The following is a 25,066-nucleotide window of genomic DNA, read 5'->3' as shown; positions in this document are numbered from 1 at the left end:
CAGCGGCTACGGTCGCGCTCATGAACAAGACGCAGCTCGTGGACGCGCTCGCGGCCCGCATCGGTGACCGGAGGACCGCAGCCACCGCGGTCGACGGACTGCTGGAGACGATCGTGTCGACGGTCGGGTCCGGCGACTCGGTCTCGATCACCGGGTTCGGGGTGTTCGAGCCCCGCGCCCGCGCCGCCCGCGTCGCGCGCAACCCGCGCACCGGGGAGACGGTGGAGGTCGCGGCCACCACGGTGCCCGCGTTCCGGCCCGGCGTCGGCTTCCGCAACGCCGTCGGCGGATCTGCTGCCCCCGCCCCGCGCGCCACCCCCACCCGCCGCCGCCCGGCCGCCGCCGCTGCGGTCGAGGCCCCCGCCGAGCCCGTGGCCGCGGCCCCCGCGCCGGCGCGCAAGCGGGCCAAGGCCTCGTCGAGCTTCTCGGCCCCCGCCGCGGCACCGGCGACCGAGGCGCCGGCCGCGAAGGCTCCGGCGAAGGCCAAGGCCCCGGCCAAGTCGAAGGCCGCCGCGGTGGAGGTGCCCGCCGCGAAGGCGCCCAAGGCCGCGAAGGCAAAGGCTGCGAAGGCCCCGGCTGCGGAGAAGCCGAAGAAGGCGAAGGCCAAGAAGTAGTAGCCCAGTAGGCGTGGACCGGGACGCGAGGGTCTACGTCGCCGGCCATGCCGGTCTGGCGGGCTCCGCCATCTGGCGTGGCCTGCGGGACGCGGGGTTCGGCGACCTGGCCGGAGCCACCTCGGCCGAGGTCGACCTCCGGGATCGCCCCGCGGCGTTCGACCTCGTGGGCTCGATCCGTCCGGATGTGGCGGTGATCGCCGCGGCGAGGGTGGGAGGGATCGCCGCCAATGCGGCGTATCCGGCCGAGTTCCTGTCCGACAATCTGCGGATCCAGGTCAACGTGATGGACGCGGCTCACGCATTCGGGGTAGAGCGATTACTCTTTCTGGGCTCGTCCTGTATCTACCCGAAGTCGGCGGAACAGCCGATTCGGGAATCGAGCCTGCTGACCGGGGTGCTGGAGCCCACCAACGACGCGTACGCCATCGCGAAGATCGCCGGGATCATGCAGGTGCAGGCCCACCGCAGGCAGTACGGCGCCCGGTGGATCTCGGCGATGCCGACGAACCTGTACGGGCCGGGCGACAACTTCCACCCCGAGAACTCGCACGTGCTGCCGGCACTGATCCGACGCTTCCACGAGGCCGTCGAGCAGGGGCGTGACGAGGTCGTGCTCTGGGGCAGCGGTACACCGCGCCGGGAGTTCCTGCACGTGGACGACCTCGGACGGGCGGTCGTCCACCTGCTCGACGTCTACGACGATCCCGAGACCATCAACGTCGGGGTCGGCGACGACGTGACGATCCGCGAGCTGGCGGAGACCGTCGCCGGTGTCGTCGGGTTCGGTGGGGCGATCGTGCAGGACCCGTCACGTCCGGACGGCACGCCGCGGAAGGTCCTCGACGTGTCCCGGATCCGCGCGCTGGGCTGGGAGCCGCGGATCGCGTTGCGCGACGGCATCGAGAGCACGTACCGGTGGTTCGTCGAGCACCGGGCCGAGGCCCGTCTCGGCTGATCAGCCGGTGGGGCGCGGGTAGTGGTCCGAGGACGTCAGCTCGCCCTTCGTGAAGCCCAGCACCCAGGTGCTGGCCTTGCGGCTGGGCACGTCGTCGTCCCCGGTCAGGATGCCGACCACGTCGGGGATGACGCCGCCCTGGCTGCAGATCACCGTGACACCCGGCCGGGCGGCGAGCTCGTGGAAGCGGGCGAGGCCGGCGGTGGGGTCGGCCCAGTAGCCCTCCTCACCCAGCAGCGGCTCGTCGTCGACCGGCATCCCCAGCGGCGCCACCGTCGCGCGGCAGCGGACGGGCGGGGCGGAGGCGACGCGGTCGGGACCGTAGAGGGGGAGCAGCGCGGCGAGGTGGCGGGCCTGCTCGTGGCCGGTGCCCGAGAGCGGGCGGTCGTCGTCGTGGCCGTCCCACTGGGCGCGGTTGCCGGCCTTGGCGTGGCGGACGAGCAGCACGAGTGAGTCGGGGACCCCGATGTCGGTGAAGCGGGCGAGCACGTCGAGGTCGCGGCGGTAGGACAGCAGCCGCGCCGCCTGTTCCGGGGTGCACCAGCGCAGCTCGTCGGTCTCCTCGTTCGCCTCGAACGCCCCCGTGCACGCCTCGGCCGACCAGAACCGGACGGTCTTGGGGCCCTCCGGGACGGCGTAGTGGATGTCGCACAGGCGCGGCCCGAGGCGGGAGCGGAAGCCCGTCTCCTCGGCGATCTCGCGGACGGCGGCGTGCGGCATGGACTCGCCGCGGTCGAGCTTGCCCTTGGGCAGGGACCAGTCGTCGTAGCGCGGGCGGTGCACCACGGCCACCTCGACGGCGGTGTTCGTCCGACGCCAGAGCACGGCACCAGCGGCGAGGATCATTCCGCTTCGGCGGTGACGGCGTGGCGCAGCATCATCTCCGCCTGGTGGTCGCGCACGGGCGTGACCCCGGAGTCGAGCGGGGGAGACGGCTCCCAGCGGCCGTCGTCCTGCAGCGTCCAGCAGCGGGTGGCCGGGTCCATGCAGCCGTCGAGCATGTCGCCGAGCTGCGCGGCCAGCTTCGGGTCGGCCACGCGGAGCAGCACCTCGACGCGGCGGTCGAGGTTGCGGTGCATCATGTCGGCGCTGCCGATCCAGTACTCCTGCGCCGCGCCGAAGTGGAAGACGCGGCTGTGCTCCAGGAACCGCCCCAGGATCGAGCGGACGGAGATGTTCTCGCTCAGGCCCGCGCGGCCGGGGCGCAGCGCGCAGATGCCGCGCACCACCACGTCGACGGGCACGCCCGCCTGCGACGCGCGGTAGAGCGCGTCGATGACCTGCTCGTCGACCAGCGAGTTGACCTTGATCCGGACCCGGGCCGTCGCGTCGCCGGAGCGGTGCGCGTCGATCTCGTCCTCGATGCGCCGCACGATGCCGCGCCGCACGCCGTAGGGCGCGACGAGCAGCGACCGGTAGGAGGTCTGGCGCGAGTAGCCGGTGAGGGAGTTGAACAGGTCGGTGAGGTCGGCGCCGATCGTCGGGTCGGCGGTGAGCACGCCGACGTCCTCGTACAGGCGCGCCGTCTTGGGGTGGTAGTTGCCGGTGCCGATGTGGCAGTAGCGGCGGATCGACTCGCCCTCCTGCCGCACGACGAGCGAGGTCTTGCAGTGCGTCTTGAGCCCGACGAGCCCGTAGACGACGTGCACGCCCGCCTTCTCCAGCTCGCGCGCCCAGCGGATGTTGGCCTGCTCGTCGAACCGGGCCTTGATCTCCACCAGCGCCACGACCTGCTTGCCGGCCGCCGCGGCGTCGACCAGCGCGTCGACGATGGGGGAGTCGCCGGAGGTCCGGTAGAGCGTCTGCTTGATCGCCAGCACGTGCGGGTCGGCCGCGGCCTGCTCGATGAACCGCTGCACCGACGTGGAGAACGAGTCGTAGGGGTGGTGCACCAGCACGTCGCCCTCGCGCAGGGTGGCGAAGATGCTGCGCGGCGTCTCGCGCTCGGCGAACGCGGGGTGCGTCGCCGGGACGAACGGGTCGTCCTTGAGGTCGGGGCGGTCGACGGCGTGCACGGCCCACAGCGCGGTGAGGTCGAGCAGGCCCGGCACCGTGACGACGTCACCGGGGTGCACGTCGAGCTCGCGCAGCAGCAGCTCCAGGACGTGCTCGCTCATCGTCTCGGTGACCTCGAGGCGCACCGGCGGCCCGAAGCGGCGCCGGGCGAGCTCGCGCTCGAGGGACTGCAGCAGGTCCTCGTCGCGGTCCTCCTCGACCTCGACGTCGGCGTTGCGCGTGACGCGGAACGGATGGACCTCCGCGACCTCCATGCCCATGAACAGGTCGCCCAGGTGCGCGGCGATGAGGTCCTCGATGGGCAGGAACGTGATCGTGTCGTCCTCGGTGGCCACCTGCACCAGCCGCGGCACGTTGTTGGGCACCTTGACGCGCGCGAACCGCTCGGTGCGGCCCTCCGGGTCGCGGACGGTGACCGCGAGGTTGAGCGAGAGCCCCGAGATGTAGGGGAAGGGGTGCGCCGGGTCGACGGCCAGCGGCGTGAGCACCGGGAAGACCTGCGCGGAGAAGTAGGCGCTCAGCCGCACGCGCTGGTCGTCGGACAGGTCGCTCCAGCGCAGGATGTTGACGCCCTCCGCGGCCAGCTCGGGGCGGACGTGGTCGAGGAACACGCGCGCGTGCGCCTCGGAGATCGCCTGGCTGCGGGTGGCGATGCGGGACAGCTGCGTGGTGGGGGACAGGCCGTCGGCGCTGCGGACGGCGAGGCCGGTGTCGTCTCGGCGCTTCAGACCGGCGACGCGGACCATGTAGAACTCGTCGAGGTTGCTGGCGAAGATCGCCAGGAACTTCGCGCGCTCCAGCAGCGGCTGGCTGGTGTCCTCGGCCAGTGCGAGCACGCGGGCGTTGAAGTCGAGCCAGGACAGCTCGCGGTTGAGGTACCGGTCGTCGGGCAGGCCCGAGTGCGGTGCGGGCGTGCGGGCGGGCGGGCTCACGGGCACCGCGGCGGCCCCCGCGGAGTCGGTGCGGGCGCCCGTGGCCGCGGCCGTCGGACCGGGCTGGGTGGGGATCGCGGGCCGGGCGTCGGCGGTGGTCGTGGTGCCGTTCACCGGGCGCGCGGCGGCGTGCACCCGCCGCGTCGACGGGCGGGGGGAGCGCCTGGCCTTCGCCGCCGCGCCCTTCGCCGCCTTGCGACGACCGTCCGACGTCGGTTCGGGTACCGCTGAGCCGCTCACGTCTTCACCCACACAGGCATTGTTCCCCACCGACCGACGTGCAGTCGCATCCCGCCGCACGCTTCCGGGTGAACTCTGGCCCGTGGTGACGCAGGATGAACAGTGGGTGAATGGCGGGAGTGAGTTCCACACCACAGTTCGGCACGGTCCAGGCCCTGCGGGCGGTGGCGGTACTCCTCGTGGTCGGCGCGCACCTCGGTGGCCCGACCGGGTTCGAGGACAAGCTCTTCGGGTCGCCCGCGCTGCTGGGCTGGACCGAGCACGCCGGGCCGATGGGCGTCGACCTGTTCTTCGTGGTCAGCGGGTTCATCATGGCCGTCACGACGCGGCGGCTGGCGAGCGGCGTCCAGCCGGCCTCGGCCTTCCTGCTGCGGCGCGTGACCCGGATCTACCCGTGCTACCTCCTCGTCACGGCGGCGATCCTCGCGGTCTTCCTGTGGCGCCCGGAGATGGTCAACTCGAGCGAGGACGTCCGGCCCGACGTGCTCGCGTCGTTCCTGCTGCTGCCCCAGGAGGGTCTGCCGCTGCTGCTCGTCGGCTGGACGTTGGTCTACGAGATGCTGTTCTACGTCGTGCTCGCGGTGACACTGCTGGTGCGGCGATCGTGGCTGTGGGGCGTGCTCGGAGCGTGGGTGGTGCTGATCGTCGCGCTCTCCCCGCTGGAGGACGCGTCGTCGAACGTCTGGGTCGGGCTGCTGCTGAGCCCGCGCAACCTGGAGTTCGTGCTGGGTGTGGCGCTGGCGGCGGTCGTCCTGGCCGGGCGGCTCGTCGCGCCGTCGCTGCTCTGCGCGGCCGGGGTCGCGCTGCTGACCGTCGCCGCGGTGCTCGGGCCGGACGGCGGGCCCGCCGAGGGCTGGCTGCGGCTCGCGACGATCGGGCTGCCGATGACGGTGCTGGTCTACGGCGTCGTCGGCGGGGAGCTGCGGTACGGCTGGTCGGCGCCGCGGTCGTTGGTGGCCACCGGTGACGCGTCGTACTCGCTGTACCTGGTGCACGTGCCGGTGCTGAAGGTGCTCGGGATCGGGCTGGGGATCGTCGTCGCCGAGGCCGGGCTGCTGCTGCGGTCCGTGCTGCTGGTGGTGGTGGCGGCCGGGACCGTCGCCGCGGGGCTGTTGTTCCACCGGTGGGCGGAGAAGCCGCTGATCACGCTGCTGCACGACCAGGCGCCCCGGCCGCGGCGGGCGGAGCGGATCGCGGTGCCGGCACCGCGGGCGGGTGCGCACCGGGCCGCCTCAGCGGCAGGGGACCGTCACCGCGCGGGTGTGCTCGCCGAGCCCGAGGTCCGCGGCCGCACGTAGGTCGTCGGGGGTGTCGACGTCGCGGCGCAGGCCCGGCCAGGCACCCGTCAGGGCGACCGCGCCGGACGCGGCGTGCCCGACCGCCGAGCCGACGCCGAAGCGGGGGTCCAGGGCGACGCCCTCGGCGGCGAGCAGCAGCGTGGTGCCGGTGCCGTCGGCGTCGGCGCAGAACGCCCTGGCGTGCCCGGCCGACGCCGCGATCGCGGCGTCGAGCTCGTCGGGACGCAGGGCGGGGAGGTCGGCCTGCAGGGCGCCCACCGGGCCGTCGGGACGCCGGGAGCGCAGCACCTCGGCGCCGTGGGCGTAGGCGGCGTTGAGGCCGGGAAGCGGTCCGTCGGGGACCACCTCGACGCCGACGGCGGCGAGCTCGGCGGCCACGACCGGGTCGGAGCTGACGACGATCAGCCGGCGGACCAGCCGGGCGGCGCGGGCGGCGGCGACGGTGTCGTGGGTGAGCGCGAGGGTCAGGCGTGCGTGCGCGGCGGGATCGTCACCGGCCGCACCCCGCAGCCGGGTCTTCGCCTCGGCCAGTCGCTTGACCGGCACCACCAGATCCACGGGTCCATCGTCGCACCGCGGGGCGGTGAACCGCCCGGTCCCCGACCCGGGGGCGGAGAACCAGCGACTCGGGGGCGGAGGAACCGCGACTCGCGGGGCGTCAGTAGGCGCCGCGGCCGCCGAGGACGGCGCGGGCGGTGCCGGCGACGATCTGCATCTCCAGGCGGAGGCTCCACTCGTCGACGTAGCGCAGGTCCAGGGCGATCGACTCGTCCCACGACAGGTCGCTGCGGCCGCTGACCTGCCACAGGCCGGTCATGCCCGGGCGCACCGACAGGCGGCGGCGCTCCTCGGCGGTGTAGGTCTCGGCCTCCTGCGGGAGCGGGGGCCGTGGGCCGATCAGCGACATCGAACCGTTCAGGACGTTGAACAGCTGGGGGAGCTCGTCGATGGAGTAGCGGCGCAGCAGGCCGCCCACGCGGGTGATCCGCGGGTCGCGACGCATCTTGAACAGCGGGCCGGCACCCTCGTCGTCGGCGGCCAGGAGAGCGCGGTGCTTCTCGGCGTCGACGACCATCGAGCGGAACTTGACCATGCGGAACGTCCGGCCGTCGCGGCCGATCCGGGTCTGCAGGAAGAACACGGGGCCGCCGTCGGCCTTCACGGCGAGGGCGACGACGAGCAGCACGGGCGCGACGACGAGCAGCAGCAGCGCGGTGGCGGTGACGTCGACCACCATCTTCGCGATCCCGACGAACCCGCTCGCGGCGCGGCCGGGGACCAGCGGGGTGTCGACGGCGGCGGGCGCGGGGTTCTCCACGAGCCGCAGCGTCGGGACCGTCCGCACGGATTCGTGCAGCTCGGAGTGCCCGTTCAGGTGGTGCACCGTGGCGGTCTGCATAGCGGCCGTCATCACTGTCCTTCGTCCTAGCCGGGTACTGCCGTACAACGTCCTCACCTCTCATGACGCCTCGTCCCGGGGGAGGTTGCGCGGCCCGGCGAAAAAGATCCCCACGATCGGGGCCAGGTGGACCTCCGGGCTGGTCAACGGGGACACTTCGGTCAGGATCTGTGCACGTCGTGAGGAGGACCTGGGTGAGGCGTGAGAAGCGCGGCTTCTGGATCGCGTTCTGCGCGGTCTTCTTCTACCCGATCGGCTGGCTCACGGGTCAGAGCCGCTACGAGGGCCGGGAGCACATCCCCGCCACCGGCGGCGCGCTGATCGTGGCCAACCACATCTCGCACCTCGACCCGATCTTCTCCGGGTTGATCGTCGAGCGCTCCGGGCGGGTGCCGCGGTTCCTCGCGAAGCACAGCCTGTGGAGCGTGCCGGTGCTCGGCCAGGCCCTCGCGGGCAGCGGGCAGATCCCGGTCTACCGCGAGTCGGCCGACGCCCAGCAGAGCCTGCGCGACGGCACCGCGGCGCTGAAGGAGGGCAAGGTCGTGATCATCTACCCGGAGGGCACCATCACCCGGGACCCCGAGACCTGGCCGATGCACGCGCGCACCGGCGTGGCCCGCCTCGCGCTGACGTCGGACGTGCCGGTCGTGCCGATGGTCCACTGGGGCACCCACCGCGTGCTCGACGGCTACAACAAGAAGTTCCGGCCGCTGCCCCGCGGGCCGATCACGGTGCGCTGCGGCGAGCCCGTCGACCTCTCGGCGTACCGCGGGCGGCCGGTCGACTCGGCGCTGCTGCGGGAGGTCACCGACCTGCTGATGGTGCGGGTGCGCGACCTGCTGGCCGAGGTGCGTGGGGAACCCGCGCCCGTCACGTTCTACAAGCGGGCGTCGTGACCGTCCGGCGGGTCGCCGTGCTGGGGGCCGGGTCCTGGGGCACCGCGTTCGCGAAGGTGCTGGCCGACGCCGGGCGCGAGGTGTCGCTGTGGGCCCGGCGGCCCGAGGTCGCGGCCGCGATCAACGACCGGCACCTCAACCCCGACTACCTGCCCGGCGTCGAGCTGCCGGGGCTGCTCACCGCCACGACGAACGCCGCCTTCGCCCTCGACGGTGTCGACGCGGTGGTTCTCGCGGTGCCGTCGCAGACGCTGCGCGCCAACCTCGCGGGCTGGCGCGACCTGCTCCCGAGGGGGGCCACGCTCGTCAGCCTGGCGAAGGGCGTCGAGCTGGGCACGCTCAAGCGGATGAGCGAGGTGGTGGTGGAGGTCGCGGGTGTCACGCCCGACCAGGTCGCGGTGGTGTCCGGGCCGAACCTGGCCCGTGAGATCGCCGCGGAGGAGCCGACCGCCACGGTGATCGCCTGCTCCGACCACGACCGCGCCGTCGCGCTGCAGCACGCCTGCACCACCGGCTACTTCCGCTCCTACACCAACACCGACGTCGTGGGCTGCGAGCTGGGCGGGGCGGGCAAGAACGTCATCGCGCTGGCCACCGGGATGGCCGCGGGCATGGGGTTCGGCGACAACACGCGCGCGTCCCTGATCACCCGCGGGCTGGCCGAGGTCGCCCGGCTCGGCGGCGCGCTCGGGGCCGACCCGATGACGTTCGCGGGCCTCGCCGGGCTGGGCGACCTGGTCGCGACGTGCTCGTCGCCGCTGTCGCGCAACCGCACGTTCGGGGAGCGGCTGGGGCGCGGGGAGTCCCTCGCGCAGGCCGAGGCGGCCAACCACGGGCAGGTCGCGGAGGGCGTGAAGTCGTGCTCGTCGATCTGCGAGCTGGGGGCGCGGTACGGGGTGGAGCTCCCGATCGCCGACGCCGTGCGGCGGGTGTGCCACGAGGGCCTGTCCGTCGCGGAGATGGGCAAGGAGCTGATCAGCCGGGCGCCGCGGCCGGAGTGATCGGCGCGGGCCGCGCGTCAGTGCCCTGGTCGGGCCGGTCACCGGATCGGGCACACGGGACCTGCCTTGATCACCGGTCGGGCGAGTCGCCGGCCCGGGGACGGCCGGGAACGTGCCGAGACGGTGGTCGAGGCCGGGCCGGACACCGGCCACGCGTCCCGGACGCTCGGCGGGACCGTGGCGTGCGGCGGGAGCCGATCGTCGGCCGTAGGGTGGTTCCGGTGATCGGGGACGGGACGCGGTGCGTGCACGGGGGCCATCCACCGGTCGGCGTCGGGGAGCCGCTGCACCCCGGGCCGGTGCTGTCCTCGACCTTCGACCTCGGCACCGGCGACGCCGTGGCGACCGACTTCTACGGTCGCGCGGGCAACCCGACGTGGCGGGCGCTGGAGTCGGCGATCGGTGACCTCGACGGTGGCGAGTGCGTGCTCTTCGCCTCCGGGATGGCCGCGATCGGGGCGGTGCTCCGGCTGCGCGCCGCGGACGGCGCGCTGGTCCTGCCGTCGGACGGCTACTACCTCGCGCGCTCGCTTGCGCACGCCGAGCTCGCCCCGCTCGGCGTCGAGGTGCGGGAGGTGCCGACCGCCGGGCCGTGGCCGGGGCTCGACGGGGCGGCACTCGTGCTCGTCGAGACGCCGTCGAACCCGGGGCTCGACGTCGCCGACATCGTCGCCGCCGCGGACGCCGTGCACGCGGTGGGCGCCCTGCTCGCCGTCGACAACACGACGGCGACGCCGCTCGGGCAGCGCCCGCTCGACCTGGGTGCCGACCTGGTGGTCGCCAGCGACACGAAGGCCCTCGCCGGGCACGGCGACGTCGTGCTCGGCCACGTCAGCACACGTGACCCGGCCCTCGCCGCAGCCCTGCGCGAGGCGCGGTCGCGGGGCGGGGCCGTCCCGGGACCGATGGAGACCTGGCTGGCCCACCGCGGGCTCGGCACCCTCGACCTGCGGCTGGAGCGTCAGTCCGGCAACGCGCGCGCCGTCGTCGACGCCCTGCTCGCCCACCCCGACGTCACCGACGTCCGGTGGCCGGGGCATCCCGGCGACCCCGCCCACGCCGTCGCGTCCCGGCAGATGCGCCGGTGGAACGGGGTCCTGCGGTTCACGCTGGCCTCGGAGCGGGCGGTGGAGGAGTTCCTCGCGGCGTCGCGCCTGGTCGGCTCGGCCACGAGCTTCGGCGGGCTGCGCAGCACCGCCGACCGCCGCGCCCGCTGGGGCGACGCGGTGGCTCCTGGGCTGCTGCGGTTCTCCGCGGGGTGCGAGGACCCGGACGACCTCGTCGCCGACGTGCGTGCGGCGCTGGACATGATCACCCGCTGAATCGGCGTCAGCCGTTCGTGGCTGCTGCTGGATGTCGCGCTGCTGGTGCTGCTCTGCCTCGCGGTGGCCACCGTGCTGGCCCGGCGGCACTCCCGCAAGGGTCGGGTGGGTGCGCACTCGTGGGGGCCGCCGGTGGCGCGGCCAACATCGGTGATCGTGCCGGGCCCAACGAGCGGGTGTGCATCGCGGCCACCGCGGTCGCTGATTGCGAGCAACCACCCCATCGAGACCGTGGTAGTCGACGACGGCTCCACCGACGACACCGCTGACATCGTGCGGGGCCTGCGGCTGCCGGGCGTCCGCGTGGTGACGGCCCGACGCGGGCACGCCCGTCGCCCCGAACACCGGTATCGCGCCGGCCCGCAACGACCTGATCGTGATGATGGACGGCGATACCGTCGTCGAACCGCGCTAGATGCGGGCTGGTGCGACCGTTCGCCCGATCCTGAGGTCGGGGCGGTGTGAGGCAGCGTCACGGTGGCCGACCTCCGGGGCTGGTGATCCGCATGCAGCAGATCGACTGTGTCATCGGGTTCGACCTCGACCGCCATGCTCACGACCTGCTGGGCTGCAGGCCGCCTGTACCCGGCGCGATCGGGGCGTTCCGCCGCTCGGCGCTCCCCGCGTCAGCGACGACACCTCGCCGAGGACACCGACCTGACGGTGGCGGTGGTCGCTGCAGGCTGGCGCGTCCACTCGCGTGCGCGGCCGGCACGGCGACGGGGCAGGCTTGTGCCGGACGGGGTAGTGGCCGTCACGCCGGTCGGCCGAAACGTTCGGACCCCCGATGGCGAGGTGCTCAGTGTTCGCACCTGCTCCCGGAGGTCCGCCATGCCCCCCGTCGTGCACCTCATCGTCGGCACGCGCCCCGAGGCGGTGAAGATGGCGCCGCTCGCGCTCGCACTGCGCCGGGCCGGGGTGCTCGAGCCGGTGCTCGTGGCCACCGGACAGCACCCGACGATGGTGGCACAGGCGCTCGCCGCGTTCGGGCTGGAGCCCGACGTCGTCTGCAAGCTGCACCGCACCACCGGCGAGCAGTCCGAGCTGGCGGCGCAGCTGACCTCCGCGCTGGACGCCGTGCTCGCCGCGGGCTCGGCCGCCGTGGTCGTGCAGGGTGACACCACCTCTGCGCTCGTCGGGGGCCTGGTCGCGATGTGGCGCCGGATCCCCGTCGTGCACCTCGAGGCCGGCCTGCGTTCGGGCGACCTGGCCGCGCCGTTCCCGGAGGAGGCCAACCGGCGCTTGCTCGGGGTGTTCGCCGACCTGCACCTCGCGCCGACCGCCCGCGCCGCCGCCGCATTGCGGGCCGAGGCGGCGGCCGTCGGGGCGGCCGCCGAGCGGGTGCTGCTCGTCGGAAACACCGTCGTCGACGCCGTGCTGGAGGTGGCCGCCGGCGTCACGGCCGCCGACGCCCCGGCGCCCGGGGACCCCCGCCTGGCCGCCGTGCACGACGCGGTGACGGGCGGGCGGTCGCGCCTGCTGCTGGTCACCGCGCACCGCCGCGAGTCGTGGGGGGCGCCGCTGAACAACGTCCTTGCCGCGACCCGCCAGGTCGTCGACGACCATCCGGACCTGCTCTGCGTGCTGCCCGCACACGCCAACCCGGCCGTCCGCGCCCAGGTCGATGCGGCGCTGGGCGACCACCCGCGCGTCGTCGTCACAGACCCGCTGCCCTACCCGGAGCTGTGCCGCCTCCTCGCCCGCGCCGCGCTGGTGCTCAGCGACTCGGGCGGTATCCAGGAGGAGGCGCCGTCGTTCGGGGTCCCGGTGGTGGTGCTCCGCGACGTCACCGAGCGCATGGAGGCCGTCGACGCCGGGTGGGCGCAGCTCGTCGGCACCGACACCGCGCGCATCGTGGCCGCGGCCAAGGGCGTGCTCGACGGTGAGCACGAGCCCCCGCGCACCGGCAACCCGTTCGGCGACGGCCGCGCGGCGGAGCGCGGAGCCGGAGCGATCGCGTGGATCCTCGGCATGGGCGACCGACCCGTCGACCTGACACTGTGACGAGGGCGATGCCCGGCGGCTCCGGCACTGGGCCGACCGCAGTAACGCCTGGTCGGGTGCGTCCGACTAGGAAAGAGGCGGGTCGCCGTCGCCGTCGCCGTGTCGACTCAGTCCCGGAACGCCTCTGACGTGGAGCGGTGAATGCTCGCATACCTTGTGTTGGTCCTCTCCGCAGCGGCGTCCGCGGTGGGGATAGTCGCGCAGACCGTGGCTGCTCGGCGTGCTGAGCAGCGCGCAACGATCGACCCCGGTCTACTGGTCCGCCTGGCGACAGACAGGGTCTATCTGGTCGGGTTCGGCAGCCAGGTACTCGGTTTCCTGCTTGCCTTCATCGCGCGTGCCACGCTCCCCCTCTATCTGGTCCAGGCGGGTTCGTCGTCAGCGGTCGGGCTGGCCGCACTGCTCGGTACCACCTTGCTGGGATGGCGGATCGGGCGCGGTGAGATCGTCGCACTCGCCGTTCTGGCAGCGGGGCTGCTGTTGCTCATCGGTGCGTCTGAGCCCTCGATCTCCGCCGACATGCCCGCACCTGTCGGCTTCGTCATTCTCGGCGTGATCGTCGTCGCCGCCCTCATCGCCGTTCCGGCGGCCAGGTTGGCCGGGACCCGGGGCGCCGTCGCGATGGGCGTGTTGGCCGGGGTCGCGTTCGCAGGACTGGCCCTGGCCAGTCGCCCGCTTGCTGCGGGGCCGCTGCAGGAGTTGCCGTTCCAGCCACTCGCCTGGGTAATGGTCGCGGCGGCCCTGCTGGGGCAGACGATGCTGGCCACCGCTTTGCAGCGCGGCTCCGCCACCGCCACGGCGGCCTCGATGGACGCCACCACCGTCGTCGTCGCATCGGTCGTCGGATTGGCTGCGCTCGGCGACCGGATCGCTCCCGGTCGTGAGGCGTGGGTCGCCCTCGGCCTGGTCCTCGTCGTCGCCGCCGTCGTCGCCATGGCCGTGGTCGGAAGGCCCGCCCGGTCCGGCTCCGCCGCCCATTGCGAAGTCGCCGTACCTCAGCGGGGACGGGACCGACCCCGGGCTGGTGTGCCGGACGCCCGCGACGTCGCGGTGGACGGCCCCGCGTGATGGAACGTCCTGTGGCCAGTGTGTCGATCGATCTCGACAACCTGTGGTCCTACCTCAAGACGCACGGCGACTCGGCGTGGGAGTCATGGCCGAGTTTCCTGGCGCGGGCGGTGCCAAGGTTGCTCGACCTGCTCGGTGAGCAGGACATCACCGCCACCGTCTTCGTCGTCGGGGCCGATGCCGTCCGCGACGACGGGGCCGAGGCCGTTCGGGCGATCGCCGCGGGGGGGCACGAGGTGGGAAACCACTCCTTCCACCACGAGCCGTGGCTACACCTGTACTCGGTGTCGCAGATGGAGGACGAGGTCGCGAGGGCCGAAGAGGCGATCGTCGCCGCGGGAGCGGCACGTCCCGTGGGGTTCCGCGGCCCCGGATACAGCGTTACCGACGATCTGCTGGCCGTGCTCGCCCGTCGCGGATACCGCTACGACGCGAGCACCCTTCCGACGTGGATCGGGCCGATCGCCCGCGCTGTCCACAACCGCTCCATGCCCAGAGGGACCCGGCCGGCGAAGGGCCAGGAGGACCTGTTCGGCGGGTTCTCCCGCGTCCGGTCGCCGATTCGGCCCTATCGGTGGGACACAGACGGCGGCCCGATCGTCGAACTGCCGGTCACCACGATGCCGTTCGCGCGGGTGCCCATCCACGGCTCCTACCTAGTTCAGCTGTACCAGGTGGCCCCGTGGCTCGCGCGGGCGTACCTCGACGCAGCCTTGCGGCTGTGCCGGACGACCGGCACAGCCCCGTCGATGCTCCTGCACCCGACCGACGTACTCGACAGGCATGACGCGCCCGGCATGGACTTCTTCCCCGGTATGGGTGTGCCTGCGGCGGAGAAGATAGTACTCGTCCGTAGCGTGCTCGATCGTATGAGTCGTCACTACGACGTTGTCGGCACGGGCCGCCAGGTCGATCAGCTGCCTACCCTCCTGCCGGTAGTCACGGCGCGCGGCGCGACGGCGGGCCGGAACCGGTGAACGGGTTCTCAGTGGGCCACCGTCGTCGCCCGCTGCTCGGCGGCGCGCCCGGCAAGGACTGCTACGGCGGTGACGAGCGCGACGAGCCCCGCCAGCATGATCAGTCGTTGCGCCGATACGCCGGTGCCCGGTCCGAGCAGGACGTCGAACCCGTGCCAGCGGGCCACGACGCTCGAGGCCGTCAGCAGGAGCAGCCCCGGCAAGCAGGGCACCAGCCAGGATCCACCAGCGCGCCGATGCAGCTCTGCTGCGGCGACCCCTGCGGGGACCAACAACCACATCGCGTCGTAGCTGATGTGGTACACGGGCAGCAGACCGACGGTGAGTCCGAGCAGGCAGCCGACCGCGGGCAACTCCCGGACGGCGGCCCACCGGACGACGAGCACGCACAGGACGAGCCCGATGGCGGCGACGAGCGCCAGTACGAGTCCGCTCGGTTGCACACCGAATGCCCGCAGCCCTGCCTCGACGTCGATCCGCTCCTCCACGGTCACCGCTCCGGCGCGAACGGTGCCCGCAGACCGGGCGTTGGCCAGGAACTGGCCGACGAACGCCGGCAGCCCGGCTACTCCGCCGCCGATCGCGATCCCGACTGCCACCGAGGCGGCCGTCGCGATGGCAACTCCACGCATCGCGTCGCCCCACCGACGCTGGGCAAGGACGATCAGCACGACGACGAGGCCGATCTGTGGTTTGAGGCAGGTGAGCGCGATGAGCAGCGCATTGCCCCATCGGTGTCGCCCGGCCAGAACCGCGGGTGCCGCCGCCAGTGCGTACACCACCGACGGCTGGCCGGGCCCGACCGCGGCGGTGACAGTGCGGGCGAGCCACAGCACCGCGACGCCCGCCGCCGCGGCGGCCACCACCGTGGCGAGATCGGAGCGTCCGGGGCGCCACGTTCGCAGCACTCTCACCCCTCCCCACGATCCGACGGCGGTGATGGCGACCACGCTCACAATCAGGTAGGCGACGATCGCTGTACTGAAATCGAGCCAGCCGATGGGCAGCCAGAGCGCCAGGTGGGCGGGCGTGTACGTCGGGAAGTCCTGCGTGTAGGGGTGCAGCTGCAGGTAGCTAGCCGTGTCGTAGGGGTTGATCCCGGAGAGTGCAGCCTGCACAGGCAGCCATGTCGCGTCGCGGAGATCTCCGAAGGTGCCCCCGAGGAAAGGCGGAGCGGCCGTCTCCGGGATGCGGTCCGACCAGAACTTGATGGCGTAGCGGACGGTCAGCCCCAGGGCTGCCACGGCCGTCAGCACGGCGACCGCGATACCTCTGCGGTCCGAACTCACGATGGGTTGTAAGGGCATGACGCCACCTTCTGCTGACCGGCCCCCTTCGGGCGCCTCACCGACACATGCACCGTCGATGAGGACGGCGTCTCCTGCTCCGACGAACGGGAGGAACGACATCGTCCCCCGCGTCCCCACCCCACCGTCCGTCGCTCCGACACCCCTGGTTCGTTACCCCCAGGTCGCCCCGCTTCGGCTGGGTCGGGCGGCGGTGTCGCGACGCCGGAACCGACCGGCGGGACCGATCTTCCTGGTGATCCTGATCGGGATGCTGCTCGGTGGGGTGGTCGGCGCGGTGGTCGGGTCCTTGCAGCAACCGACGTTCCCTGCGACGTCGCTCCTTCAGGTCAGTCCCGTTACGTTGCCCGCGTTGGCCTCGCTGCAGGGTGCACCCGCCTCGGAGCAGGAACTCACGGAGTACACCTCGGGCGAGCTCGCCTTCCTCGCCGGCGACGGGCTCAAGAGGGCGGTCGAGGTGCAGCTCGGCCTGGCGCCGGTCGACTTCACCGCTGTCGAGGATTCCCAGACGTCGGTCGTGCGGCTGACGGCGGTGAGTGCTTCCCAACAGGAGGCCGTGAGGATCGTGCAGACGGCCCTGGATCTGTACTCGGCACGGCGCGCGGAGCAGGCGGCCTCGCAGACCGAGCAATCACTGGCTGTGGTCGACCGTGCTCTCGCCGAGCTGAACCGGCCCGACGCGGACGTCGACGCCGCCGCCGCCGCGATCGACCGCCTGCAGAACCTGCGGCTCGACGTCATCCTGCAGAGCAGTGACGGTAGCGTCAACGTCATCGAGCCGCCGGCCCCCGCGCCTGCGGTCGGATCGGCCAAGTGGTTGCTGCCCACAGTGTTGGGCCTCGCACTGGGCGGGCTGTCGGCGGTGGCCGTCCTGCTCGGTCGGCGTGCACTGTCCTCGCGGGTGGAGAGCATCGACGACGTCCTGACGGTCGTCGACCGCGTGCTGCAGCCGGAGATCCTGGTGCGGGGCGGCGTCGGAGAGGGGCCCTTGTCTGCCGCGGACCGTCGGACCGCCCGGCTCCTGGTGGCTCAGATCTTCGCCGGTCAACCGATCTCCGGCAGGGTCGTGGTGGCTGCCGGCATCTCCGACCGCAGCGGGACGACCACGGTCGCCTCGCTCATCGCCGCCGGCGCGGCGGACTACGGACCGACGGTCCTACTGCGGCGCGGCCGGCCCGCGTCGGGCGACGCGTCGGCACAGGAGACCCAGGGGCTCTCGGACGCGTCCGAACCGTCCGGCCCGCGCACCGGCTCGCCGAACGTCATCGACCTGACACCGGACCACTCGGAGCTCGAGGTCGGCGGGGACCGGTTCCACGAACTGGTCGACGCCGCGGATCTCACGAGCCCCTGCGTCGTCGTCGACGCCAGTGCGATCACCGACAGCCCGCAGCTGCTGCGATCGCTGTCGCATGCCAGCGACGTCGTGCTCGTGCTCCGGCTGGGCGCCGACGGGATGTCGGAGGCCGCAGGCGTGGTGGCTGCGGCGGGCAGCGGCGGCGGCCGCATCTCCGCTGCACTGACCCGGCGCTCATTGCTCGCGTCGGTCCCGATGCCCACTTCCTGGAAGAACGGTACGTCCCGTGCTTGAGACCCCGCTCATCTCGCTGGTCGTGACCACGATCGGCAGGCCTGCCGCGCTGGCCAGGTTCCTGGACTCGCTCGGCCGGCAGGCCGACGCCGACCGGATCGAACTCGTCGTCGTCGACCAGAGCGCCGATCAGGCGTGCGCGGAACTCGTGCGCAACCGGGCGCTGAGGGGGCCCTGGACGGTGACCACGAGCGGGAGAGGAGCTTCGGTCGGGCGCAACCGAGGTCTGGGGTCGGCCACCGCGCCGGTCGTCGCCTTTCCCGACGACAACTGCTGGTATGCCCCCGACACGGTCACCCGGGTGCTTGCCGCCCTAGGGGACGACCCGGCTCTGGGCGGGGTGTCGGCACGCCAGGCGACAGCCGACGGCGGACCGTCAATGCTGCGCTGGCGCACGCACCCGATGCCGGTGACTCGCTCGAACTTCATGCGCACCACGATCTGCAGCACACTGTTCCTGCGGCGCGAGGTGGTGGATGCCGTTGGCCCCTTCGACGAGTCCATCGGTGTCGGATCGCCCTACGGCATCGGCGCGGGTGAGGAGTCCGACCTGGTGCTCCGGGTGCTGACCAGCGGGCGCGCCATCGCCTATCGGCCCGACATCACGGTCTTCCAGGACGACGACCGGCAAGAGATCACCCTCGAGTTCGTCGACAAGATGCGGCGCTACGGGGTGGGCAACGGACACCTGTGGCGCCGCCACGGACTGTCCCGCAGCCAGCTCGTCTACTACTCGGCCCGGAAGCTCGCCGGTGCGGGGGTCCGCGCGGTCAGCGGCCGGTCCGTCCTCGCCAGATCCGACCTCGCCTATCTCCGTGGAACTGTCGCCGGGTGGCGGGGGACGGCGCCGTGACCGACGTCTCTGTCACATCGGCCGACACGACCAGCGAGCTCCGGCGGAGCTTCGGATGGCGGATGCCCACGGCGATCGCGGGGTTGGCGTCGACCTTCCTCGTCACCGTCGTCGCGGTCCGTCTACTCGACGGACGCGACGCCGCTCTGTTCCTCTCTGTGCTGATCGCGCTGAACATCGGCCCGATGATCGGGCGACTCGGCCTGGGCCAGAACGTGCTGCGTCTGATCCCGGCCCAGCCCGACGACGCGGGACGCCGACGGGTCGGAGGCGGTCACCTGCTCGCCACTCTGCTGCTGTCGGCCGGCACCGCTCCGGTCGTAGCCGTGCTGGCCGGCGCGAGTGCCGCGGGCCGTCCCGGGCACCTGCTCGTCGTCTGTGGCGTGGCGGTGCTGATCGTGCTCGAGACCGTGCGCCTCACACTCAGCGACGTATTCGCCGCACATGGACTGGTGCGCTGGTCGGTCGCCATGACCCATCATGTCCGCAGCACCGTCGTGCTGCCGCTCACCCTGGTCCTCGTCCTGCTGCCGTCCGCGTCGGCAGTCCTGTCGCTGATCGGGATCTACGTCGCGGTGTCCGCCCTGCTGTTGCTGATCGGCATGGTGCGTGCCCGGCATCTCGTCACGATCCACGGTGCGGGCGCCGCCTCGATGGTTGTCCGGTCCGTCGTGACGGGCGCAGTCCTGTTCGCGACAGATCTGGCGGCGTTCGCCGTCGGTCAGGGCACGGTGTGGGCGGCCACGGCTGGTCTGCCCGCCGAGGCCTCGGCGCAGTACGCGACGGCAGCGGTGCTCGCCCTGCAGATCACCGTCGTCGAGAGCCTCGCTGCCATCGCGGTCATGCCCGCGGCCGCCCGACTCTGGGCGTCCGGGCAGCATGAACGGATGGTCCGGATCCTGTCCGCCGTTGCGACGCTGACGACTGCGGCTGCGGTGGTCGCCGTGCTGGTGCTGGTCGCCGCGGGTCCGCTCGTTCTGCATGTGGCTTACGGGCCCGAGCTGACCGGGGCGTACCCGATGCTGGTGATCCTCGCTGCGGCCGGGTTGGCGAAGACCAGCTTCGGGATCAACATCGCGGTGCTGGTCATCAGCGGGCACGCCCGACGGGCCGCGGTCACCGCGCTAGTGGTGCTGGGTCTGGCCGTTCCGGCCGCGTGGTGGGCGGTGGGCACGCAGGACGCCCGCTGGCTCGCCGCGGTTGCCGGTGGCGCCACGGTGGTGCTCGCCGTCGCACAGTGGCGCACGGCCGCCACGGTCGTCCGGTCAGCGGCGCGTCCGCACGCCGACCTGCGCGCCGCGTGGCGGACGTTGACTTCGGTCCGCGGGGCAGGGACACCGGCGTGAGCCGCTACGGGCCCGGCGTGTGGTGGATGTCGCCCGCCGTCACCTCCACGACGATCGTCACGATCTCTGTGGCGGTCACGGCCTACGTGTCCGACGAGGGGTTCCGTCGCCAGTGGAACACCCCGAAGGCGTTCGACGGTGCCTTCGCCATACTGTTCCTGAGCGGGGGGATGGCCGTCGCACTCGGGGCACTCGCGGTTGTCGCGATCAGTCCGGTCCGGGCGTCGACGGAGCGGTGGCCGGCTGTGAGCACCGGCGAACTCGGCGTGCTCCGCCGTGCGAGCACCGTACTTGTCGTACTGACCGCCTTCGGCTACGCCGCGTTCGTCGTGCTCGGCGCGGCCCGCGGGGTGACGGTCGACCAGCTCCTCTCCTCGTTCGGCGCGTCGGGGCTTTACGGCACCGACCTCAAGAAGCAGCTGGGTACCGCTCCGGGCCTCACCACGATGACGCAGTTCGGGCCTGCCGCCGTCATCGTGTCGGCGCTCGCGTTCTGCCGGAGCCCCCGCCGCTCAGAGTTCATCAAGATCGTGATAGTCGTCGGGATGTCGTTGCCGCGAGCGTTCTTCCTCACCGAGCGGCTGGCGGTGCTCGAGCTCGTCGTGCCGCTGGTGGCCGTGCTGGCAATGGGAGCCTCGGTCCGTCCGCGTCTGCGTTCGGCCGTCGGGCTGCTGCCCGCCGTGGCCGTGCCCGTCGTGGTCGGCGTGTTCGCGCTGTTCGAGTACACCCGCAGCTGGGCCTACTTCCGCACTCGGACCGACGTCCCGTTCGCCCAGTTCGCGGTGGAGCGCCTTGCCGGCTACTACACCACAGCGCTCAACAACGGGGCGCTGCAGCTGGTGCACTCCGACTACCCCGGACGATGGCCGCGCGCCACACTCGAGGCGTTCTGGACCGCGCCCGGCATCTCTCAGCTGAATCTTTACCAGCTGCTCGACGGCCACGACCCGGAATCGGACTACGTGCAGCTGTTGGCCACCTACGGCAATCCGGAGTTCAACAACGCCGGGGGTATCGCCGACCCGTTCCTGGACTGGGGCGTGATCGGGGGGCTCGTGTACTTCCTCGCGGTCGGGGTCATCGCGGGAGCGGCGCACTGTGGCTCGCTCGCGTCGCGCCCGGCAGGGATGCTGTTCTATCCGATCCTGTTCCTCGGGCTGCTCGAGCTGCCCCGCTATCTGTACTGGTCACAGGGGAGGGCGTTGCCGACGCTGCTCGGCCTGTCCGGGGTGGCACTCGCCCTGTCGCGGGCGGACTTCTGGACGACGCGGCACCACGCCGATCCGGACACCGGCCGCACCTTCGCCGTGATCGGTCCGGAAGCGAGGCGGGAGACCCGATGATGAGCGCATTACGCTACCTGCTGATGGCGGGCCACGTCCCGGAGAGCGGTAGCGGCGGCGGGATCGTCCGCTACACCGTCGAGCTGGCCAGGGCGCTCGCCCGATGCGACGACGTAGAGCTGCATCTGATGGTCGATGGGCGGTCACCGGTGCTCGAAGCACTCGTGCCTGCCACCCATGTGCTACGGCGGCCCACGCTGCCGACCGCGTTGCGGTCGCTGCACGAGTGGCAGGGGCCAGGCCAGAGCGCTGGCGTCGACGTGGTTCACGGCGTGAAGCACATCGTGCCGGTCCGCTCGTCGGGAGCGGCGAAGGTGCTGACCGTGCACGACATGCTGCTGCTCGATCGGCCTGGTGATTTCTCCGTTGTCAAGCGGGTGCTGTTGCGCCGCCCGTACCTCGCCTCGATCCACGACGCCGACCTCGTCCTGTGCGTGAGCGCCGCCACACGGGCCCGCTTGCTCGACTACGTCCCGTCCGCTGCGGACAAGGCCGTGGTGGTCCCGCTCGCCGCCCCCAGCTCGCTCGACGACGCCGTGCCCGTGCCCGTGCCCGAGTTGGTCGGTCGCCGGTTCGCTCTTGTCGTCGGCGACAGCAATCCCCGCAAGAACCTACGGTTGGCTGTCGACACCTGGTCACAGGTTCGCGAGCGCGTGGGGGACGCTGTTCTGGTGGTCGTCGGACCACCAGAGTGGGCGGCGGCGGCGCGCGGCACGAGGTGGGCGGAGCACCTCGATTCCGGGGCGGTCCAGCATCTCGGTCAGGTCCCGGATGGCACCCTGCGCTGGTGCTACGAGCACGCTTCGGTCGTGCTGTGTCCCAGTCGGCTGGAGGGCTTCGGCCTGCCCGCCGTGGAAGCCATCCGGTTCGGCGCCCCACTCGTCGTCTCGGACGACCCGGCGCTGGGAGAAGCGGGGGCCGGGTCAGGAGCGGTCGTGGTCGCCGGCCGCGACAAGGACGGTTGGGTCCGGGCTGTCGTGACGGCGCTCGCGAACGACCGACGGGCATCGGCGTCGACCAGGGACCGTGAGTTCCGGAACTGGGACGACGTGGCCGCCGCCACAGTACGCGCTGTCAGAGGAGCGGTCGATGCCTGTCGATCATGAGCGTATCGGGCTGAGCCCCTTCGACTCCCCGTTGTCTGTACTCCATGTCACCGGACCCGATGGGGGTGCTGGACAACTGGCGGCGGCGCACAGAGCACAGGGGTGGCAGGTGCGCGTGTGCGACGCCGGCGTCGAGCCACTGCCGAAGGGGGCCGATGTCGTGGTTCTGCACGGTGCCGCAGCCGGACGTCTGCGCCGCGTCATTCGGGGAGAGACCCCCACAGTCCTGATCGCGGAACCCGGCTCGCCCCGCCTCCACGACTTCCTCGTCGAACGGATGCTGGCCCGCTGGACGAGCATCGTCGTCGTACCTGACGGAGCGACGGCATCGAGGTGGAACAGCCGCGTGCCGGTGCCGCTGGTCCGAGTCGCGATGACTGGCTCGAGCGGGTCCGACCTGATGGCGGCGGTGTTCGCCCGGGCAGACTGCTTCGGAAGCGGTGTCAGCCGCTGACCGGCACCCCGTTGTGCAGTACGCGATCGAGCCGGTAGCCGTCTCGGTCGTCACCGACCAGGACGGGCGGACCACCCACCACTGTGATGTCTTCGAAGACCACGCCCTGGACGCGGCCGTCCTGCGGCAGCACGCCGATCTGGCGGGAGGCCGATGCGCGGGTGTCGGAGATGCTCAGACCGCTGATGACGACGTCGCTGACGGCGAACCCGGGACGTGCCGAGTAGACGAGGACTGCGCCGTGGTCGACTGTGGGATCGCGGTTGGACCCTGAGATCCGGCCACCAGTGACCCTGATGCCGGTACTGGACTGCGTGAAGTAGGGCGGGCCTTCGACGGCGATGTACACCGCGGCGGCGGCGGAATCGCGCACGACGATGTCGGAGTACGCGATGTCCTGGCCGCCCACCGCGGACAGGCCGCGACCGTGGCGGTTGCTCTCGACGCGCGGGCGCAACACTTCGACGTCGTGCACCGGCATGCCGTCCCGCTCGTAGGACACGACCGCGATCCCGTCGTCGCCGCTGCCGACCACCACCGCGTCCGTGACACGTCCGTCGTGCGCACCACCGGTGATGTGGATGCCGTCGGCCCGGGTGTCGCGCACCTCGACGTGATCGAGGATGAAGTCGGAAGACCCGCCGTCGATGAAGATGCCTGCGGCTGCCGACCCGAGCACCCGGACGCGATGCAGTCTCACACCGGTATGCCCGGACGTGCGCAGTCGATGCTGATCCAGGCCCTCGTGGCGGCGAGTGGTGGGCGTGATGTCGAGCGTGAGGTCGGACATCACCACCCGGTCGGCGTCGATGTCAACCGCGGAGCGGCCTTCCGTCGTGGCGAGCAGCGTGGCACCGTCACCACGGACGACGACGTCGGGTACGGAGATGGTCAGGACAGCGGAGTGGCGGTACGTCCCGGGAGCCAGCACGAGTTCGTCACCTGGCCGGAGTTCGTCGAAAGCGGACTGGAGCGCGACCGTCGTGTCGTCATCGTCCGCCTGCGAGAAGCGGACGACCCGTCCGGAGGGTGGGCGGTCCTGTTCCGTCACACGTGTTCCGTCGGCCGGGTCCGACATGATGCTGCGATCATGCACCAGCGAGGCGGCCGCGACGGAGATGGCAACGCACGTCGTCGGGGCTGCAACAGCCGCTGGACACGGCTGCGCGACATCCCGGAGAGCGGCCAGCACGAGTACGACTGCTAGAACCAGCACGAGCGGCCTCATGATGCAGAGCACGATGACGGCCTCGCCCTCCCGATCGGTTCGGAGAGACGTTATCAGCGGGAGGCATCGGTCGCTGTGGTTCGACTCGGCGGATCACCAGCCGATGAGCTTGTAGGCCGACGCAGTTACGTTCGATGCGAACCTGCGGTCGGGCCCTCCGCTGATCGTGAAGCCGTCCAGGAAGACCTCGGAGACGGTCCCGCCGTCGCTGAACACGCCCACCTGGCGCGACGAGCCCGCTCGCGTGTCCATGATGTCCACGTCGTTCATGTGGACGCCGGTGACCGAGCCTCTGGCGGGCCCCGAGTAGACGAGTACAGCCCCCTGGTCGACCGCCGGAACGGTGTTCGCCCCGATTATCCGAACCCGCTCGACGGAGATGCCGGCGCTGTCGGCGGTGGCGAGCGGTTCGCCTTCAACGGCGACATAGACCGCGGCGGACGCGGAGCGACGAACCTCGATGTCGCTCCAGCTGATCGCGTGGCCTCCCACCACCGAGATACCCCGTCCATGGGTGTTGTCGCTCACCGTGGCCCTCTCGACGGCCACGTCGTGCACCGCAGATTCGCCGCGGTACGAGACGACGGCGATGCCGTCGTCTCCCGTTCCGCTCACAACGGCGTCGACGATGCGGCCGTCGTGAGCGCCGAAGGTCATATGGATGCCGTCAGCCCGCGTTCCGCGTATGCGTACGTCGTCGAGGAGGAATGAGTCTGAGCCGTACACGAACACGCCTGAAGCCGCCGAGCCGTCGATGGAGACCGCCGAGAGGGTGATGCCGGCCCGCGGCATGAGCAGGACCTTGTGCTGCTCGAGCTGGTTCCCCCGACCGGTGGTCGCCCCGACGGTGAACGTGACGTCGCGAACGGTGGCGTCGGAGGCGTCTACGACGAACGCGGACCGGTCTTCAACGGTGGCCGTCAGCGTGCTGCCCGGTCCGGCGAGAGTCGTGCCGGGCACCCTCATGACGAGTACGTCGGCGTGCAGGTAACGACCGGGGGGAAGGAGAAGGGTGCCCCCCGGCGGGAGACTGTCGAGCGCCTCCTGGAGGGCAGGTCCGTCGTCGACCTCGTCATCGGGCAGTGCACCGAACGCGAGGGGCGACATCGCCAC

The 25,066-nt window shown here is 72.0% G+C and carries 22 protein-coding genes and 1 pseudogene; 16 read left to right on the top strand and 7 right to left on the bottom strand.

What is annotated here, in order from left to right; genetic code table 11:
- The first annotated feature begins 20 nt into the window (after positions 1 to 20).
- Positions 21 to 614, top strand: a complete 594-nt coding sequence (locus I4I81_RS16195; RefSeq protein WP_218616145.1) for an HU family DNA-binding protein — start codon at positions 21 to 23, stop codon at positions 612 to 614.
- A 13-nt stretch (positions 615 to 627) separates the two neighbouring features.
- Positions 628 to 1,572, top strand: a complete 945-nt coding sequence (locus I4I81_RS16190) for a GDP-L-fucose synthase family protein (RefSeq protein WP_218605871.1) — start codon at positions 628 to 630, stop codon at positions 1,570 to 1,572.
- Here the strand turns inward: I4I81_RS16190 and I4I81_RS16185 are convergent, their stop codons facing one another.
- The gene (locus I4I81_RS16185) at positions 1,573 to 2,397 is read right to left on the bottom strand and encodes an NUDIX hydrolase (RefSeq protein ID WP_267461526.1); all 825 of its coding nucleotides are present in this window, start codon (positions 2,395 to 2,397) and stop codon (positions 1,573 to 1,575) included.
- A gap of 17 nt (positions 2,398 to 2,414) precedes the next feature.
- On the bottom strand, positions 2,415 to 4,760 hold the full coding sequence (locus I4I81_RS16180) for an RNA degradosome polyphosphate kinase (RefSeq protein WP_226363402.1): 2,346 nt from the start codon (positions 4,758 to 4,760) through the stop codon (positions 2,415 to 2,417).
- A gap of 119 nt (positions 4,761 to 4,879) precedes the next feature.
- Between I4I81_RS16180 and I4I81_RS16175 the strand changes: the two genes are divergently transcribed.
- Complete coding sequence (locus tag I4I81_RS16175) at positions 4,880 to 6,058, top strand: acyltransferase family protein (protein ID WP_218603813.1); 1,179 nt, start codon at positions 4,880 to 4,882, stop codon at positions 6,056 to 6,058.
- Here the strand turns inward: I4I81_RS16175 and cofC are convergent.
- Both cofC and I4I81_RS16165 read right to left on the bottom strand, forming a co-directional pair.
- Complete coding sequence (gene cofC / locus I4I81_RS16170; protein WP_218603814.1) at positions 5,993 to 6,616, bottom strand: 2-phospho-L-lactate guanylyltransferase; 624 nt, start codon at positions 6,614 to 6,616, stop codon at positions 5,993 to 5,995. The two genes, I4I81_RS16175 and cofC, sit on opposite strands and share 66 nt — an antisense overlap.
- Before the next feature lie 100 nt (positions 6,617 to 6,716).
- Positions 6,717 to 7,304: pseudogene (locus I4I81_RS16165) on the bottom strand (sugar transferase); the annotation flags it as partial.
- A 347-nt stretch (positions 7,305 to 7,651) separates the two neighbouring features.
- On the opposite strand from I4I81_RS16165, the gene I4I81_RS16160 reads away from it, so the two are divergent.
- From I4I81_RS16160 to I4I81_RS16130, 7 genes are all read left to right on the top strand, one after another.
- Entirely contained in the window at positions 7,652 to 8,353 is a 702-nt protein-coding gene (locus I4I81_RS16160) for a lysophospholipid acyltransferase family protein (RefSeq protein ID WP_218603816.1), read from the top strand.
- Positions 8,350 to 9,354: an NAD(P)H-dependent glycerol-3-phosphate dehydrogenase gene (locus I4I81_RS16155; protein ID WP_218603817.1), complete on the top strand. Its 1,005-nt coding sequence runs from the start codon at positions 8,350 to 8,352 to the stop codon at positions 9,352 to 9,354. Before I4I81_RS16160 ends, I4I81_RS16155 begins: the two co-directional genes overlap by 4 nt.
- A gap of 221 nt (positions 9,355 to 9,575) precedes the next feature.
- Positions 9,576 to 10,676, top strand: a complete 1,101-nt coding sequence (locus I4I81_RS16150) for a cystathionine gamma-lyase (protein WP_372453610.1) — start codon at positions 9,576 to 9,578, stop codon at positions 10,674 to 10,676.
- Between the two features lie 45 nt (positions 10,677 to 10,721).
- Complete coding sequence (locus tag I4I81_RS31610; RefSeq protein ID WP_372478320.1) at positions 10,722 to 11,141, top strand: glycosyltransferase; 420 nt, start codon at positions 10,722 to 10,724, stop codon at positions 11,139 to 11,141.
- A 366-nt stretch (positions 11,142 to 11,507) separates the two neighbouring features.
- Positions 11,508 to 12,680, top strand: a complete 1,173-nt coding sequence (gene wecB / locus I4I81_RS16140) for a non-hydrolyzing UDP-N-acetylglucosamine 2-epimerase (RefSeq protein WP_218603820.1) — start codon at positions 11,508 to 11,510, stop codon at positions 12,678 to 12,680.
- 141 nt (positions 12,681 to 12,821) lie between these two features.
- On the top strand, positions 12,822 to 13,748 hold the full coding sequence (locus I4I81_RS16135) for a hypothetical protein (protein ID WP_225924606.1): 927 nt from the start codon (positions 12,822 to 12,824) through the stop codon (positions 13,746 to 13,748).
- A gap of 20 nt (positions 13,749 to 13,768) precedes the next feature.
- Entirely contained in the window at positions 13,769 to 14,725 is a 957-nt protein-coding gene (locus I4I81_RS16130) for a polysaccharide deacetylase family protein (protein ID WP_226363401.1), read from the top strand.
- Positions 14,726 to 14,733: 8 nt separating this feature from the next.
- On the opposite strand, the gene I4I81_RS16125 is transcribed toward I4I81_RS16130, so the two are convergent.
- On the bottom strand, positions 14,734 to 15,981 hold the full coding sequence (locus tag I4I81_RS16125; RefSeq protein WP_226363400.1) for a glycosyltransferase 87 family protein: 1,248 nt from the start codon (positions 15,979 to 15,981) through the stop codon (positions 14,734 to 14,736).
- A 403-nt stretch (positions 15,982 to 16,384) separates the two neighbouring features.
- On the opposite strand from I4I81_RS16125, the gene I4I81_RS16120 reads away from it, so the two are divergent.
- The 6 genes from I4I81_RS16120 to I4I81_RS16095 are packed head-to-tail and all read left to right on the top strand — an operon-like array spanning position 16,385 to position 22,725.
- Positions 16,385 to 17,623, top strand: coding sequence for a hypothetical protein (locus I4I81_RS16120; protein ID WP_218616144.1), 1,239 nt, complete (start codon positions 16,385 to 16,387; stop codon positions 17,621 to 17,623).
- Complete coding sequence (locus I4I81_RS16115; protein WP_218601547.1) at positions 17,616 to 18,476, top strand: glycosyltransferase family 2 protein; 861 nt, start codon at positions 17,616 to 17,618, stop codon at positions 18,474 to 18,476. The genes I4I81_RS16120 and I4I81_RS16115 overlap by 8 nt, the downstream gene beginning before the upstream one ends.
- Positions 18,473 to 19,822 (top strand): lipopolysaccharide biosynthesis protein, encoded by a 1,350-nt coding sequence (locus I4I81_RS16110; protein WP_218601548.1) that lies wholly within the window; start codon positions 18,473 to 18,475, stop codon positions 19,820 to 19,822. Before I4I81_RS16115 ends, I4I81_RS16110 begins: the two co-directional genes overlap by 4 nt.
- The gene (locus I4I81_RS16105; RefSeq protein WP_218601549.1) at positions 19,819 to 21,165 is read left to right on the top strand and encodes an O-antigen polymerase; all 1,347 of its coding nucleotides are present in this window, start codon (positions 19,819 to 19,821) and stop codon (positions 21,163 to 21,165) included. The genes I4I81_RS16110 and I4I81_RS16105 overlap by 4 nt, the downstream gene beginning before the upstream one ends.
- Positions 21,162 to 22,271 carry a glycosyltransferase family 4 protein gene (locus I4I81_RS16100; RefSeq protein WP_218601550.1) on the top strand — a complete coding sequence of 370 codons (1,110 nt, stop codon included), beginning with the start codon at positions 21,162 to 21,164 and terminating at the stop codon, positions 22,269 to 22,271. The genes I4I81_RS16105 and I4I81_RS16100 overlap by 4 nt, the downstream gene beginning before the upstream one ends.
- Positions 22,255 to 22,725, top strand: a complete 471-nt coding sequence (locus tag I4I81_RS16095; protein WP_218601551.1) for a hypothetical protein — start codon at positions 22,255 to 22,257, stop codon at positions 22,723 to 22,725. Before I4I81_RS16100 ends, I4I81_RS16095 begins: the two co-directional genes overlap by 17 nt.
- Here the strand turns inward: I4I81_RS16095 and I4I81_RS16090 are convergent.
- Both I4I81_RS16090 and I4I81_RS16085 read right to left on the bottom strand, forming a co-directional pair.
- Entirely contained in the window at positions 22,715 to 23,953 is a 1,239-nt protein-coding gene (locus tag I4I81_RS16090) for a right-handed parallel beta-helix repeat-containing protein (RefSeq protein ID WP_218601552.1), read from the bottom strand. The two genes, I4I81_RS16095 and I4I81_RS16090, sit on opposite strands and share 11 nt — an antisense overlap.
- Before the next feature lie 93 nt (positions 23,954 to 24,046).
- Entirely contained in the window at positions 24,047 to 25,060 is a 1,014-nt protein-coding gene (locus tag I4I81_RS16085) for a glycosyl hydrolase family 28-related protein (protein WP_225925667.1), read from the bottom strand.
- Positions 25,061 to 25,066 lie beyond the last annotated feature (6 nt).

This window comes from Pseudonocardia abyssalis, from assembly GCF_019263705.2.
GTDB classification, from domain to species: Bacteria; Actinomycetota; Actinomycetes; order Mycobacteriales; family Pseudonocardiaceae; genus Pseudonocardia; species Pseudonocardia abyssalis.
Note: the sequence above shows the minus strand (reverse complement) of the source record. Positions and strands in the feature narration are given on the sequence as shown.

What these genes read in the sequence shown, in the direction of transcription:
- wecB (WP_218603820.1), top strand. Translation starts at nt 11,508, where the DNA reads ATGCCCCCCGTCGTGCACCTCATCGTCGGCACGCGCCCCGAGGCGGTG.
- I4I81_RS16135 (WP_225924606.1), top strand. Translation starts at nt 12,822, where the DNA reads ATGCTCGCATACCTTGTGTTGGTCCTCTCCGCAGCGGCGTCCGCGGTG.
- I4I81_RS16085 (WP_225925667.1), bottom strand. Translation starts at nt 25,060, where the DNA reads ATGTCGCCCCTCGCGTTCGGTGCACTGCCCGATGACGAGGTCGACGAC.
- I4I81_RS16090 (WP_218601552.1), bottom strand. Translation starts at nt 23,953, where the DNA reads ATGAGGCCGCTCGTGCTGGTTCTAGCAGTCGTACTCGTGCTGGCCGCT.
- I4I81_RS16095 (WP_218601551.1), top strand. Translation starts at nt 22,255, where the DNA reads ATGCCTGTCGATCATGAGCGTATCGGGCTGAGCCCCTTCGACTCCCCG.
- I4I81_RS16195 (WP_218616145.1), top strand. Translation starts at nt 21, where the DNA reads ATGAACAAGACGCAGCTCGTGGACGCGCTCGCGGCCCGCATCGGTGAC.
- I4I81_RS16100 (WP_218601550.1), top strand. Translation starts at nt 21,162, where the DNA reads ATGATGAGCGCATTACGCTACCTGCTGATGGCGGGCCACGTCCCGGAG.